Below are 15,100 nucleotides of genomic sequence, written 5' to 3'. Positions count from 1 at the left end.
CACTTGTTGAATCCAACACGCTCATCAAAAGCAACGGGTTTTCATTTGGCAGTTTTGGAAGAGGCGTCTTGGGCATGGTTTCCCTTTTAGTGATTGCCTTTCTCTTTAGCAGCAATAGAAAGGCCATTAACTGGAAAACGGTTGGGATTGGATTGGCTGCCCAATTACTCTTAGCTTTTGGTGTTTTAAAAGTCCCTTTTATACAAAGTATGTTTGAATGGGTTGGCGGTATCTTTGTCTCCATTTTAGATTTCACCATGGCCGGGACAGAATTCCTGTTCAAATCCTTTATTACAGATAAAATCGAAGATTCCCTAATAACCTTTGCGGTATCCATTTTACCGACCATCATTTTCTTTTCGGCATTGACCTCGGTGTTGTTTTATTTAGGAATTATTCAAAAAGTAGTAAAAGGCTTGGCTTGGCTACTCTCCAAATTATTGAAGGTTTCCGGTGCCGAGAGTTTAAGTGTGGCCGGAAATATTTTCTTGGGACAAACAGAATCACCTTTGATGATCAAGGCCTATTTGGAAAAAATGAACCGCTCCGAAATGTTATTGGTGATGGTGGGCGGAATGGCTACCGTGGCAGGGGGCGTTTTGGCCGCATACATACGATTTTTGGGAGGCGGAGACCCCGTAATGGAATTGTTTTATGCCAAACATTTATTGGCAGCATCTGTGATGGCAGCTCCCGGAGCTATCGTGATTTCCAAAATTTTATATCCCCAAACTGAAGACATTGATGCCGAAATAAAAGTGACCCATGACGACATTGGCTCCAATATTTTGGATGCCATTGCCAACGGTACTTCTGAAGGATTGAAATTAGCCGTAAACGTTGGTGCTATGCTATTGGTATTTTTAGCCTTCATAGCCATGCTTAATGGTATTTTGCAATGGTTTGGAGACATCACGACTTTGAATACCCTCGTGGCCAATCACACCATTTACAACAGCCTTTCTCTTGAATTTATCCTAGGTTATATTTTGGCTCCCGTTATGTGGCTTATTGGTGTTGCCCAAGAAGATGTTGCCCTGATGGGACAGCTTTTAGGTGTCAAATTAGTGGCTAGTGAATTTGTTGGCTACATCCAATTGGCCGAATTAAAAGATATTGGAAATGTCCTTCACCTGAAATATGAAAAGTCTGTAATCATGGCCACTTACATGCTTTGTGGCTTTGCTAACTTTGCCTCCATTGGAATTCAAATTGGAGGAATTGGCTCCTTGGCGCCTGGCCAACGAAAAACCTTATCGGAATTTGGGATAAAAGCACTAATTGGAGGAACGATTGCCTCCTTGATTTCTGCAACAATTGCAGGAATGATTATAGGCTAATCCATTTTGAAAGGTGCAATCTATTGTGCTCTTGGTTAGTTGATAACTTTTAATATCATTTCTAAGTCACACCAATTTCTTGTTTGCCTTTTTTCTAATTTAGCCCCATATTTAGACATGTAAGTTTACGGCATGTTTTTCAACTAAAAACAAAGAAATCCCAGAGATACAGAACTAGGAATATGAAACAATACCACGACCTTATTAAGCATGTTTTGGAGCATGGTAATGAAAAATCGGACCGCACAGGTACAGGAACCAAAAGTGTATTTGGATACCAAATGCGATTTGATTTAAGCGAAGGCTTCCCGATGGTGACCACCAAAAAATTACACTTAAAATCTATTATTTACGAATTGCTTTGGTTTTTAAAAGGGGACACCAACATCGAGTACCTTACTGAAAACGGCGTTAGAATTTGGAATGAATGGGCTGATGAAAATGGTGATTTAGGACCCGTTTACGGACATCAGTGGCGCAACTGGAACAGCGATGAGATCGATCAAATTAAGGAAGTCATCCATACCTTAAAAAACAATCCAGATAGTAGACGTATGTTGGTTTCCGCATGGAATCCTTCGGTGCTTCCTGATACTTCGAAAAGTTTCAGTGACAATGTTGCCAATGGAAAAGCAGCATTGCCTCCTTGTCATGCTTTCTTTCAATTTTATGTAGCCAATGGCAAACTTTCCTGCCAGCTCTACCAACGTAGTGCCGATATCTTTTTGGGGGTTCCGTTCAACATTGCATCGTATGCCCTATTGACTATGATGATGGCTCAGGTTTGCGGTTATGAAGCGGGTGATTTCATCCATACGTTTGGAGATGCTCATATTTATAGCAACCACTACGAGCAATTGGAACTGCAATTATCTAGAGAACCAAGACCTTTGCCTACCATGGTGTTAAACCCAGAAATCAAGGATATTTTTGATTTCACTTTTGAAGACTTTACATTGGTTGGGTACGATCCACATCCTCACATTAAAGGAGTAGTTGCCGTATAAAACCTAAAACATATTCAACAAAAAAGCGCTTTAAGGATTCTTAAAGCGCTTTTAATATGGAATTAAAAAAGGTTATAGGTTCAAAATACAATTGTCTGCCGAAGCATAATCACTCCATTTGTAACCATCGGCTTGTTCGTCATTCACATAGGTTCCATCTACTACATATCTAAATTCATACGAATGATCTTTCTCTAGATCCAAGGTTCCTTTAAAGGTACCATTTTTCAACTTTTTAAGCTCTACAGCTCCGGTATCCCAGTCATTAAAGGTTCCTACCAAAGCTACTTTGCTCGCTTCCTCTGCAGGCAAGGAAAAAGTAACTTTACAAATTGGTTTACTCTTTAGGTATTGTTTTGAAATTGCCATGGTAAAATGAATTAATTACACTCAAATCTATGAAAGAAAACTTCAGCAACAAACTGAAATCAAAGCAGATACTCAATATTTATCATTTTCTTAAAAATGGCTTCATTATAATTTAAAGAATAAAATAAAAACTTGTCTTTTTTGGTGTTTTGAAATCCGACCCACATCAAAAACAGGCATATCAGTTTCATTTTCAACACATAAAACCTTCTCTTCTTGAATAAAAATTAATATTATTCCATTTACACTAAAAAGAGTAAATTTACATTAACTAATATTCAACCTATGTTCGGAAAGAAGAAACCAACGCCGCAAATAGATAAAGAACAATTGGAAATGCTTGAATACGCCCAAAAGCGTATCAAACAAAAAAAACGTTTATACTCCCATTTTGTAGTTTTCTTAATTGGCGCTGTGTTTCTAATCCTTGCCAACCTTGCCATGGGCATTGGCAAAGATGTCAAACCTTTTGGTGTAGATTGGTTTGTCTACCCTATCGTTATTTGGTTGTTCTTTTTGCTCTACCATACCTTTAATGTATTTGTAACCCACAGATTTATGGGAAAAGATTGGGAACAAAACCAATTAAATAAGTTAGTTGCCAAACAGAAAGCAAAAATTGAAGAGCTAAAAAAGACACTTCCAGAGCCTACAGTTACAGCTGCAAAACCAACTAAAAACAGTGAATTGACCATTATTGTAGCGGCTGCAGAAAACAATGTTATCGGGAAGGACAATGACTTGATCTGGCATTTAAGTGACGACTTAAAACGATTTAAAAACCTAACAAACGGACACCACATTATCATGGGAAGAAAGACTTTTGAAAGCTTCCCAAAGCCGTTGCCAAACAGAACCCATATTGTCATTACCACCCAACAGGACTATAAAGTCCCTAGCGGTGTAGTTTTGGCGCACTCATTGGAAGATGCTATTGATGCCTCTCAAAGTGATCCCCAGCCTTACATTATTGGTGGAGGCGAAATTTACAAACAAGCTATGGCCATTGCCGATAAAATTGAATTGACCAGAGTCCATGAAAGTTTTGAAGGCGACACCTATTTTCCTGAAATAGATCCTTTGCAATGGAAAGAAGTGGCTAATAAATTCCACCAAAAAGACGATAAACACGATTACTCATTTTCATTTTTAACTTACGAACGCGCGTAATTCTCTAGCTTAATAAATCCCAATAAAAGCTACTTTTTCAGTAATTTTGCCACATGGTAAAAGACATTCAGCTGCGTGTAACTCTGGAAGAGGAAAGGCAAAGCGATATTCTGCTTCTTAAAGCAGCTCAATTTTTGGATATTCCTGCAGATGACATTTCAGGAATTAAAGTGTTGCGCAAATCTATTGATGCCCGCAAACGCCTGATCATTCTTAATTACAAAATAGCCGTATACATTAAGGAACCTGTTCCTGAAACTTCAGAATACCATTTTGATTACAAAGATGTTTCCAATGCCAAACCCATACATATTATTGGGTTTGGACCCGCAGGAATGTATGCCGCTTTGCGCTGTATTGAATTAGGATTTAAACCTGTAGTTCTTGAAAGAGGTAAAAATGTTAAAGACAGACGCCGCGACCTTAGAGCCATCAACCAAGAGCATTTTGTGAATGAAGACTCCAACTATTGTTTTGGAGAAGGTGGTGCAGGAACTTATAGTGATGGAAAACTTTACACTAGAAGTTTGAAACGCGGTGATGTTCGCAGAATTTTTGAAAATTTGGTGTATCATGGTGCCACAGACCAAATTCTTGTGGATGCCCACCCCCATATTGGAACCAATAAATTGCCAAAAGTGGTTACCAACATTCGTGAAACCATATTGAAATACGGAGGAGAAGTCCATTTTGAAACCCGTGTTTCCGATTTCACAATTAATGATGGTACCATCACGGCCATCCACACACAACAAGGAGAAGAGATTCCTGTGAATCGCGTAATTCTTGCTACGGGACACTCCGCAAGAGACATCTTCTATTTATTGAACGACAAAAACATTGGGTTAAAAGCAAAATCATTTGCTATGGGCGTTCGTGTGGAACATCCTCAGCATATAATCGATTCCATACAATATCACTGTTCTGGGCAACGTGATGAACTTTTACCCGCTGCAGCATATAGTCTTGTGCAACAAGTGAACAATCGCGGTGTCTATTCATTTTGTATGTGCCCAGGTGGATTTATTGTGCCTGCGGCAACCGCTAATGGAGAAGTGGTGGTGAACGGAATGTCGCCATCAAAACGCAACAATGAATTTGCAAATTCAGGGATTGTTGTTGAAATAAATGCAGACACCGATTTGCACAAATATGAAAAACACGGTGTATTTAAAGCCTTGGAATATCAAAAAGATTTAGAACGATTGGCCTTTACTGCTGGAGGCAGAACCCAAACCGCTCCCGCGCAACGCCTCACCGATTTTGTTGAAGGCAATTTATCAACCGATCTCAACCCGACCTCTTACCAACCGGGATTAAAATCGGCGCCATTGCATTCGTTATTACCAAAACTTATTGGTGGTTCGTTGAGAAAAGGATTTAAAGCCTTCGGAGAAAAAATGAAAGGTTATTACACTTCTGAAGCCAACGTTATTGGTGTGGAATCTAGAACTTCTTCACCTGTGAATATCCCTAGAAACGAACAACTTGCACACCCTCAAATATCCAATCTTTACCCATGTGGTGAAGGTGGCGGTTATGCCGGTGGAATTATTTCCGCAGCCATGGATGGCGAACGTTGTGCAGAAGCTGCTACAAAAAATTTATAACAAGATTACAAAACGCAAATCCAAGTAAAATATTAAGTTTCAAAACCTTTTATAGTGCTGATAAAGGCTACTATCTTTTAAAGATATTATTCCTATTTTTGCATGACTAAAATTAATAACATGAATGCATATATATTCCCAGGTCAAGGTGCCCAATTTACAGGAATGGGTCTAGACCTTTACGAAAACTCAACTTTAGCCCAAGAACTTTTTGAAAAAGCCAATCAAATTCTAGGTTTTTCAATTACCGATATCATGTTTGAAGGAAGCGCTGAAGCCTTAAAAGAAACTAAAGTAACACAACCTGCCATATTTTTACATTCCGTAATCCTAGCCAAAACTTTAGGTGACAAATTTCAACCAGACATGGTTGCCGGACACTCCCTAGGTGAATTTTCAGCATTGGTAGCCAACGGCACCCTAACGTTTGAAGACGGATTGCGTTTGGTATCCCAACGTGCTATGGCTATGCAAAAAGCTTGCGAATTACAACCGAGCACCATGGCGGCTGTATTAGGACTTGAAGATCAAGTTGTGGAAGATGTATGCGCTTCAATTGATGGTGTGGTAGTTGCTGCCAACTATAACTGCCCAGGACAATTGGTAATTTCCGGTGAAGTGGAAGCTATCAACAAGGCCTGTGAAGTATTGAAAGAAAAAGGAGCGCGTAGAGCATTGGTTTTACCTGTAGGAGGCGCATTCCACTCCCCTTTGATGGAGCCTGCTAGAGAAGAATTGGCTGCCGCTATTGAAAATACAACCTTCAGCCAACCAAAATGTCCTATTTACCAAAATGTAACAGCTAGTGCCGTAACCGATCCTGCTGAAATTAAGGCCAACTTGATTTCGCAATTGACTGCTCCAGTAAGATGGACACAATCTGTTCAGCAAATGGTTGCCGATGGTGCTACACATTTCACCGAAGTTGGCCCTGGAAAAGTATTGCAAGGTTTGGTAAAGAAAATTAATAAAGATTCTGAAACTGTTTCGGCAACCTTAGAAACCAATAACTAAACGCTCATGAAAATTTCAAGAAGTTTAGGAATTGTTCTGCTCATTGCGGCCAATATTGCCGTGGACCAAATTTCAAAAGTTATCATCAGGCAAAGTGTCGATCCTAGAGAACAAATCTCTTTGATTGGTGATGTTTTTGTAATGATGAATGTTGAAAACACAGGCGCATTTTTGGGCATGGGAAGCGATTTAAACCCAACCTTTAAGCTCATATTCTTATTGCTATTACCTGTTTTGGTATTAGGATATTTGATCTATTATATCTTTAAAACAAAAACACTGGACCGCTTTAGCCTTGTGGCGCTGTGCTGCATTGCTGGAGGAGGAATAGCAAATGTTTACGACCGCATTGTTTACGGCTCGGTAACCGACTTTTTGCATCTTGATTTTGGAGGGATGTTAAAAACGGGAATCTTTAACATTGCAGATGTCTCGGTAACCACAGGAATGATCATGCTACTTGTGGCCAATTTTTTCCATAAGAAAAATGTAAAAACAGCATAAAAAAAAAGCCTCAATATTGAGGCTTTTTTTTTATCGTGCTAAAACACAATCTTCACAGTCTTTGATTTCTCCATAATAGGTCTCCCTATATTTATGGAGGGTTTTAAAAGGAATACTTAAAAATTGCTTTTTAATGTATGTCACTTTTGTACTTAACAATCCCATCTTTGGGGTGAATCGTTCTTCGGAAATAGTTTCCCTTTTTATACTTATCAATTTCATTATATATCATTTATCATTGGGTACAAAGTAAGGCAACCTATTAACCAATTCCAAATCACAACCAACAAACCATTAAAAATCAACCCATTAATATTACATCCTCAAACATTGTAGGATATCACTGAATATTTCTTAAAGATACGCAGCATTTGATACACTATCTCGAATTCGTACAAATTGAAGCAAAAACCTACTATTTTCACCTAAATCTTAATCACTTTTTGATGCAAAATGTGACCATTTATCTTTACTGAGATTGTATACATCCCGCTACCATACCCGCTAAAATCCAATACCTTCTCATGCCCTTTAAAAATTAGTTTTCCGGTATAATCATACACGGTAATTTCCTCTAGTTTATCTCTTGTTTCTACATAGAGAGATGCCCTCACAGGATTGGGATACAGCATGACTTCACTTTGATCTGCTTCTTCAACATTTAGAATACTACAATTTTCCAAATTAGGATTCAGCTCTATAGGCAGCCCAGGCGTGAGGTCCTTTCCTTCAAAGGCAACATAGTCGGGGGAATATTTGGTAGCCCTAAATGTCAAATTACTTTCGGGGTCATCCCCTTGACTTAAAATACTCCCTGAAGTTTTTTGAGGATTGATGTACTCCCAAACCTTATTTTCTTCAGCATCGATTTCAAAAAAATATCCAGAATCCGAATCGCAAATTAAAGTATTACCGTTTGGCAACCGTTGAGCACTGGACATGATCCTTGAAAACAAATCGGTCATGGGTGTATCGGTATATTGCCACTCCGCCGCTTCGGGACCATAGGCTTGCCCCACTTCATAAATATAATCATTGAATTCATCCAAAGGTGGCTCAATAATATCGACGCTGGAAAACAATTCTGGCCTACCATTACCATTGTTGTAAAATAAAATCTTCCCTTCATCTACCAAGCCTTCAGGAATCCAATGCGGCGTATGTTGCCCAAAAAGCTGCTGATCATCCTCATCTCCATGACCATAAGCTATTGGATTCCCCCATCGGTACAAAAAGTCGCCACCTTTACCATAAAGCCCACCTGTATGTCCTGCCGCTTCAAGAGTGGTTGTGGAATGATCTATGATATAAATTTCATTTAATTGTCTAGAGCTTAAAATGATTTGATCCAAAGTCTCATTATACTGAATTGAATTGGCATGCATCCAATTGGATGCCCGTACCGACACCCCCAGATAATTAATATCCAAAAGTTCGGGATGCTCAGACACTACGCCAAAATTATCCTTGGAACTATCAAAATCCTGAATTAAATGGTCCCAGACATTCCACTCCCAAACAATCTCCCCCGAATCAAAGCCTACAGGAGCCACTTCAATAATTTGTTCATTATACAAGGAGTCCTCATCCAAAAGCAAAGGGTCTCTCCCTGCCTGAAAAGCCTCTGAATCTGTTTTCTTGGTAACTGCCAAAATAAGAACATTTCCATTTGGAAGCGGATACACATCGTGATGCTGAGAATAATCTTCAGAGGAATATGAATACTCCCAAAGTACAGTACCGTCCCAATCTATTTTTTGAATAATGCCTCCAATTCCCGGCAAAGAAAAGTTAGTATTTTCTATAAAACCACATCTTAATATACTGCCATCCTCCAACAAATACACCGACTTCCCATCAATATACTCACTACTCCATTGATTGACCACCTCACCACAATTATTGATCAAATACGTTGTGGTATGATTGGTAAACAAGGTATATCCATTATAGGCTTCTGCTGTATTTGTAATTACGCCAACGGTATTTTGCGAATAAAACTGCCAAGAAAACAAGCAGAGTATCAAAGTAATTTTGATAGAAAAAATTCTTAAAATATGATAACTATTTGTCCACATAAACCTTTATGAGAAACCTTCACTTTAATTAAAATGAAGATTTCTTAAGATATTATTCATCACATAATCTTATCATTCCGTGAATAGTGCCGGCCAATCGGCACCACCTTCTCTCGTAATCACTACGTCTCCAGAATCGCCATAATCATTGGACCACGACATAGACAATTCGGAACCATTTACTCCCGTAATCACCCATATATAGGTGAGCCCATATTGATCTGTTCCACCTGAAATTATTTCACCACACACTTCACTAAAGGTAGCCCCTCCACTGGTTGCGGGGGTATCTCCCCAACATGAAGATTCGTATTGGCCAAAACCAAGATCGGAGGTTAAATAAGTTCCTCCTCCCTGAGCGGTCCAAACTACAGTTCCTGTAACCTGTCCACTTGGGCAACCATAACCATAGGCCGCCTGCAAATTGGAAGACACAAACGAATGCGTTCCAGCTAAATCGGAGGCGCAGGACACCACATAATCCAATTTGGCCGTAAACATTGGAAAGGCATCAAAATCGGGGGCATAGTAATTGGCTTCAGCATTTTCATTTAAGATATCAAAGCTACTTCCATCAGAAAAGGTAAACCCTGTAAACAGTTTAAACACATCGCCTACTTGCACATCGTCTGCACTATTGAGTTCTGGAAAGGCATTAATAATATCGGCTCCAGTAATCATGTATTCCTTTGGAAATGTGGTAACATTCGCATCCAATGTTGCGGGTCCATATAGGTCTCCATCCGTGGTGAGATAGAATGCCTTCAAATCGAAAGACTCCGGATTTCCCAACCCCACATCAACTGTAAACTGCAGAACCAAATCATCAAAACTTGTCAAATCAATAAAATCGGCACTACCCTCAACAATACTGAAATCAGGCAAAGCCCCATATGATGTTTCAATCACCGAATCTCCACCGTCATTATCACAGGCCGTCACTCCCATCAAGATAGAAATCAAGAGAATTATTATGTTATATTTTGTTTTCATAGTGTAAAATTTTGATTAGTTATCCCAGAAAATAGCATAGGTGGTCGCATCCTTTTGGCTAGGCGCATTTTGATTGACATTCAACTCTGCTTGTGGCCAAAAGAGTGAAATTTGATAGGATCTTGTCAACGTGGTTTCACTATCAACCAAAGGCCAATCATCTTCATTGTCCAATTGATATTCTGGTGAAAGTCCGTTAGGATCTGCCAATACAGGATAGCCCGTTCTTCGGTAGTCGTTATATTGATCGAAAGGATCTCCAAAGGTCGACACCCATTTTTGGGTCATGATAATCTCCATCTGTTTTTCAGCGGAAGCTCCATCATACTCCTGCAAAATTCCTTCTACAAACTCCGAAGCAGCTCCAGACCCCGAAAGAACAGGCACATCCTGAGTAGTTTCAGAATTGGCCACTACATTGTCCACCTTACTGAACGCTGCCATAATGGCTTCTTCCAATTTACTTCTGGCATTCCCAGGAATCAATCCAACCTGCATCAGTTCTGCCTGAATAAACAGCGATTCATGATAGGTCAAAATTCTATGGGGAGCAGCCCCTGTTCCCGCACTAGCATTGGCACTTCCTCCCTGCCCGTCATCATATTTTCCTCCACAGACATAAATCCCAGGATAAGTCGAGGAATTTCTTGAGGTGAAATCCCTATTAGCACTTACACTACCAAACCTAATGGAATGGAAGCCTGTATTTCTGTCCCAATAATCTGCAAATGGATTACCCGTCGTAGGATCTCCAACATCTGGTGGTAGTTGGTCTGGCACCAATTGATTGAAGAAATAATAGGGTAATCTAGGATCTGGAACTCCTGTATGGATATTAGGATTCCATCCTTTTAAAATCTCATAAAACCATGGACTGGCATACTGTGACGTTTGCCCCGTCAGGTATGAATCTCTATATAATGGGTTTCGTTCATCGGCAGGTGATTGCGTGGATGTGTAAGGATATTGAAAATCATCCGTTAGGCTCTGCATAAAATTATCTTCGGCAACCAAAGCACTCAAATCTCCAGCATTAAACATGGAAGACAAACGGATTTCGTTATATAATTTCAACTTCAACGTATTTACAAATCGATTCCATTGGGTTACATTCCCTCCATAAAACAAATCCTGGCTTCCTGGGTTTTGCCCAACACCACTGTTGATATTGGCCAAACCTTCATCAATCATATCCAAGGCCGATTGATAAATAAACTCTTGATCGTCGAATACTGGACTAACCACCCCACTTTCCAAAAGTGCCGCTTCTGTAAAGGGAGCATCTCCCCAAACATCCACAATAATCACAGCTGTATAAGCCTTAATAATTTGAGCCATCCCAACCATGACCATTTCATTGTCTGCGGTTCCCTGTTCAATAATAATATTGGACTCCGTAAATACCGAATAAGCCACATCCCATGAATTCTGTACATCTGCATTATCCTGTTTGGTTCCATATTGATCCTGTTCTTCCCTGTACACTATTTGGTGTACGTAACAGGATAGTTCTTCAGCCATAAACAACTCAAACTCTGTTATCTGATTAAAGCTCCCTTCAACGTTAGTGAGTAGCTGATCCAAAGGCGCTGTGGTAGGATTATTAGGATCTGTATTGATATCTAAGTAGTCACTACAATTAAACATACAGATGAAAAGAAGCCCAATAGCTGAAATTTTAAGGTATTTTATTTTGAATAGATTTCTCATGACCGTAATAATTAAAAAGTGACATTTATCTTAAACCCGAAGCGTTTGGAACTAGGAGCAGACTGTGTTTCTATCCCCTGAAGATTTGTAGAACCGTAAGAAGTAACATCAGGATCGAAATGGGTATATTTGGGCACATTTGGTGCAAAATACCACAGGTTACTTCCAATCACAGAAAAGTTCAGAGAACCAATAAAACTGTTTTCCAACCATTTTTTGGGAAGTTCATAGGAAAGAGACACTTCCCTCAATCTATAAACCGTTCCATCATAAATAGACGCTTCATCCACCGAATTAATCCCAAACGTATTACTATTGGTGGTTGGTGAAAAGTACAGATTGTTCATACTTACCTGAGTCACATTAGGAATCTTATTTCCGTTGCTGTCCAAAATGGGCTGACCTGTATCCGGATCGCCATAGTATCCCGGAATAATGTAAGTATGCTCTCTATCTTCAGTATCCTTGGTTACCCCTCTACCCAGCAAGGACGCTAAAGTGGTAGAAGAAATATCCCCACCTTCTTTCCAATCTATCTGAGCCCGGAGGGTTAAATTCTTAAATCGAAACGTGTTTGTAAACCCAATTTTGAAATCTGGTGTAGGGTCACCAATTACTTTATTTTCCAAAGCCTGAATAATCCCTCCGCCACCTTCTTCAATCAAATAGTTTCCATCATCATCTCTTGCAAAAGCAGTACCGTAGAACACCCCATAAGGCTTCCCTTCCTCAACAAAACCAATCTGATCAACATCAATAGGAAACCTATCAAGTCCCTCGATTAATTCCTTGACCTCATTTCTGTTTCTGGTAAATGAGGTAAAAGTTGTCCAAGAGAAATTGTCGCTCCTCACAGGGGTTATGGTAAGACCTATTTCCACTCCTTTATTTTCCATTTTACCAATATTGGTTAAAAGAGCGCTATAACCAGAAGAGGTTGGCACATTTACCTGCGAAATCAAATCGGTAGTTGTTTTTTGGTACCAGGTGAAATCAAGAATAATGCGCTTATTGAAAAACTCCAAATCGGTTCCAATTTCAAACTCTTCGGTATTTTCAGGTTCCAGATCAGGATTTCCTAAAATGGTTGGCACAAAAACGGTGGGTTGGCCTGCATAAACCGCCCCCAAACTAAACACCTTATTAATTTGGTAAGGACTTGCATCTCTCCCCACATTGGCCCATCCTCCTCTTATTTTACCATATCCCAAAACATCCCCTCCAATACCAAGGGCATCTGTAAAGATTAAAGATGCAGACACCGAAGGATATAAAAACCGATTGTTATCCTTTGGCAAAGTTGAAGACCAGTCGTTTCTTGCCGTAATATTTAAAAAGGCATAATCTCTAAAATTCAGTCCAATATCTGTAAACACCCCAACAATGCGCTTACGGGTTGATACATTAAAATCGGAAACCACATTTGAGGTATTATTAATGGTGAAGATATCATCGGCAATCAATCCTGTTCCCGTATAACCAATATCCAAGGTTGAAAACTGGTTCACGTTATTCCCCAACAGCACATTAAGATTCAAATCTTTGGCTAAATCATGATTATAGGTAAACACTAGTGTGGACTCTATTTCTTCGCTCGAAAAATCTTCTGTCCTTACCTGTCCCAATCCTGCAGCTGCTCTAGATCCCTTATCTGTGATTTCAACACGGTTTAAAACATATTTGTTGATTCCCAATTGGTAACGCGCACTCAAATGGCTGTTGAAATTATATTGCAGACTCACATTGGAAACCGTTCTATTTACATTGGTAATGATTTGGTTATGCTCCCAAGACCACAAAGGGTGGTCGTAACCATCATTAGGTGTCACCGAAGCCCCTGTAATTGGGTCTTCATAGGGAAGCGTGAAATCCCAGGTTCTACCAAGTACCAAAGCTCTCGCGAAAGAAGAAGCAGCTCCTGCAAATTGATTTTCTCCAAAAAATCCACCAACCTGCTCACTGTCCGCATAACTTAAATTGGCTCCTATTTTTAAACCATTTTCCAAACTTACATTACCCCCAGTGGAAATATTGGTTCTTCTATAAGTATTGTAAGGAATGTACCCCTCCTGATCCAAATTGGAAAGCGTCAAACTGAAGTTGTAGTTCTCATTGGCCGAATTCACATTAATGGAATTATCGGCCACCACACCTGTACGGAATAAATCCTTCACATTATTGGGTTGTGCCACATAAGGCACGGTTGGTCCAAACATATCCGGAAAGGCATTCAACAAATTCGGCCAAGTTGGGATGGTTTCTCGAGAATCAAATCTTGCCCCCCAAGACCCATTGGCGTTGTTATAATTGAAATTGGTACCATTTCCATAAGTGTTTTGGTATTCGGGCAACCTAGCAATGGATTCCAAATACAAGCCAGAGTTTATGGATACTTCAAATTTCTTATTCGAAAGTCCTCCCGATTTTCCGGATTTGGTAGTAATCACAATTACCCCATTAACAGCTCTCGATCCATACAACGCAGCTGCAACTGCTCCTTTCAGCACTTCTACACTGGCAATATCATTAGGGTCTAAAGAAGAAATCCCCGATTCATAACTACCACCTGTACCGGTAGTTTGACTTGAAGTGGTTACCTCATTGTTACTATAAGGCGTTCCATCAACTACAAACAAAGGTTGGTTACCTCCTTGAAAGGAAGTAATCCCCCGAATGTTGATTTTGTTGGCTGCCCCAGCTACCCCTGTAGACACATTTACATTAACCCCAGGCACCTTACCATTCAAGGACCTTACCAAATCTGGCTCGGAGTTTTCTGTTATCTCTTCCGATTCGATAGATTTTACCGAATACCCCAAAGCTTTGGAATTCCGCTTGATTCCTAAAGCCGTCACGACTACCTCATCCAATTGACTGGCATCCTCCTGCATGGTAAGACTGATGTCAATTGAAGATGCGGTTACAGGCAACTCCACCGTCCTTAACCCCACAAAAGAGAACACCAGAACATCGCCGTCTTGAGCCTCGATGGTGAAATTACCATCAAAATCGGACTGGGTTCCAACTGTAGTTCCTTTAACTATAATGTTTACACCCGGCAAAGGAATGCCATACTCATCAATAATATTACCCGAAATGAGCTTTTGCTGGGCAAAGCTTATAGAGGAGATTAAAAACATTACAAGGAGCAAACCTGAATTGTAAATCTTTCTCATAAGTTCGTTTTTAAATTAAGGCTACGGTGTAGCGCTTTTACTTTCCTTTTCTAATAAGAATGGCAGACAACAACGCAAGAAAAAAATGCATCGCAATGAGAAGGCTAATTCAAATTTCTTAACTACTGA

At 39.8% G+C, this 15,100-nt stretch carries 12 protein-coding genes; 6 read left to right on the top strand and 6 right to left on the bottom strand.

Annotated elements, in window-relative coordinates:
- Positions 1 to 1,340: NupC/NupG family nucleoside CNT transporter (locus ZA06_RS14710; RefSeq protein ID WP_053978249.1), on the top strand; the 1,340-nt coding region annotated here is incomplete at its 5' end.
- A gap of 182 nt (positions 1,341 to 1,522) precedes the next feature.
- Positions 1,523 to 2,347, top strand: a complete 825-nt coding sequence (locus ZA06_RS14705; protein WP_053978248.1) for a thymidylate synthase — start codon at positions 1,523 to 1,525, stop codon at positions 2,345 to 2,347.
- Positions 2,348 to 2,419: 72 nt separating this feature from the next.
- Here ZA06_RS14705 and ZA06_RS14700 read toward each other — a convergent pair whose 3' ends face one another.
- Complete coding sequence (locus tag ZA06_RS14700; RefSeq protein ID WP_053978247.1) at positions 2,420 to 2,716, bottom strand: isoamylase early set domain-containing protein; 297 nt, start codon at positions 2,714 to 2,716, stop codon at positions 2,420 to 2,422.
- Between the two features lie 285 nt (positions 2,717 to 3,001).
- On the opposite strand from ZA06_RS14700, the gene ZA06_RS14695 reads away from it, so the two are divergent.
- The 4 genes from ZA06_RS14695 (at position 3,002) to lspA (ending at position 7,014) form a co-directional block, all read left to right on the top strand.
- The gene (locus ZA06_RS14695; RefSeq protein ID WP_053978246.1) at positions 3,002 to 3,886 is read left to right on the top strand and encodes a dihydrofolate reductase; all 885 of its coding nucleotides are present in this window, start codon (positions 3,002 to 3,004) and stop codon (positions 3,884 to 3,886) included.
- Between the two features lie 53 nt (positions 3,887 to 3,939).
- Entirely contained in the window at positions 3,940 to 5,496 is a 1,557-nt protein-coding gene (locus tag ZA06_RS14690) for an NAD(P)/FAD-dependent oxidoreductase (protein WP_053978245.1), read from the top strand.
- Positions 5,497 to 5,616: 120 nt separating this feature from the next.
- A complete protein-coding gene (gene fabD / locus ZA06_RS14685) occupies positions 5,617 to 6,510 on the top strand; it encodes an ACP S-malonyltransferase (protein ID WP_053978262.1) in 894 nt (297 codons plus the stop codon).
- A gap of 6 nt (positions 6,511 to 6,516) precedes the next feature.
- Positions 6,517 to 7,014, top strand: a complete 498-nt coding sequence (gene lspA / locus ZA06_RS14680; protein ID WP_053978244.1) for a signal peptidase II — start codon at positions 6,517 to 6,519, stop codon at positions 7,012 to 7,014.
- A 30-nt stretch (positions 7,015 to 7,044) separates the two neighbouring features.
- On the opposite strand, the gene ZA06_RS14675 is transcribed toward lspA, so the two are convergent.
- From ZA06_RS14675 to ZA06_RS14655, 5 genes are all read right to left on the bottom strand, one after another.
- Positions 7,045 to 7,236 (bottom strand): hypothetical protein, encoded by a 192-nt coding sequence (locus tag ZA06_RS14675; protein WP_053978243.1) that lies wholly within the window; start codon positions 7,234 to 7,236, stop codon positions 7,045 to 7,047.
- Between the two features lie 203 nt (positions 7,237 to 7,439).
- Positions 7,440 to 9,041 (bottom strand): aryl-sulfate sulfotransferase, encoded by a 1,602-nt coding sequence (locus ZA06_RS14670; RefSeq protein ID WP_240472302.1) that lies wholly within the window; start codon positions 9,039 to 9,041, stop codon positions 7,440 to 7,442.
- A 123-nt stretch (positions 9,042 to 9,164) separates the two neighbouring features.
- The gene (locus tag ZA06_RS14665; protein WP_053978241.1) at positions 9,165 to 10,085 is read right to left on the bottom strand and encodes a hypothetical protein; all 921 of its coding nucleotides are present in this window, start codon (positions 10,083 to 10,085) and stop codon (positions 9,165 to 9,167) included.
- Between the two features lie 15 nt (positions 10,086 to 10,100).
- Positions 10,101 to 11,795 carry a SusD/RagB family nutrient-binding outer membrane lipoprotein gene (locus ZA06_RS14660; protein ID WP_053978240.1) on the bottom strand — a complete coding sequence of 565 codons (1,695 nt, stop codon included), beginning with the start codon at positions 11,793 to 11,795 and terminating at the stop codon, positions 10,101 to 10,103.
- Between the two features lie 11 nt (positions 11,796 to 11,806).
- Entirely contained in the window at positions 11,807 to 14,971 is a 3,165-nt protein-coding gene (locus ZA06_RS14655) for a SusC/RagA family TonB-linked outer membrane protein (protein ID WP_053978239.1), read from the bottom strand.
- Positions 14,972 to 15,100 lie beyond the last annotated feature (129 nt).

This window comes from Mangrovimonas xylaniphaga (assembly GCF_001280435.1).
Classification (GTDB): Bacteria; Bacteroidota; Bacteroidia; order Flavobacteriales; family Flavobacteriaceae; genus Mangrovimonas_A; species Mangrovimonas_A xylaniphaga.
Note: the sequence above shows the minus strand (reverse complement) of the source record. Positions and strands in the feature narration are given on the sequence as shown.

Excerpts from the sequence above, each read along its gene's own strand:
- ZA06_RS14705 (WP_053978248.1), top strand. The coding sequence starts at position 1,523 with ATGAAACAATACCACGACCTTATTAAGCATGTTTTGGAGCATGGTAAT.
- ZA06_RS14700 (WP_053978247.1), bottom strand. The coding sequence starts at position 2,716 with ATGGCAATTTCAAAACAATACCTAAAGAGTAAACCAATTTGTAAAGTT.
- ZA06_RS14695 (WP_053978246.1), top strand. The coding sequence starts at position 3,002 with ATGTTCGGAAAGAAGAAACCAACGCCGCAAATAGATAAAGAACAATTG.
- ZA06_RS14690 (WP_053978245.1), top strand. The coding sequence starts at position 3,940 with ATGGTAAAAGACATTCAGCTGCGTGTAACTCTGGAAGAGGAAAGGCAA.
- fabD (WP_053978262.1), top strand. The coding sequence starts at position 5,617 with ATGAATGCATATATATTCCCAGGTCAAGGTGCCCAATTTACAGGAATG.
- lspA (WP_053978244.1), top strand. The coding sequence starts at position 6,517 with ATGAAAATTTCAAGAAGTTTAGGAATTGTTCTGCTCATTGCGGCCAAT.
- ZA06_RS14675 (WP_053978243.1), bottom strand. The coding sequence starts at position 7,236 with ATGAAATTGATAAGTATAAAAAGGGAAACTATTTCCGAAGAACGATTC.
- ZA06_RS14665 (WP_053978241.1), bottom strand. The coding sequence starts at position 10,085 with ATGAAAACAAAATATAACATAATAATTCTCTTGATTTCTATCTTGATG.
- ZA06_RS14660 (WP_053978240.1), bottom strand. The coding sequence starts at position 11,795 with ATGAGAAATCTATTCAAAATAAAATACCTTAAAATTTCAGCTATTGGG.
- ZA06_RS14655 (WP_053978239.1), bottom strand. The coding sequence starts at position 14,971 with ATGAGAAAGATTTACAATTCAGGTTTGCTCCTTGTAATGTTTTTAATC.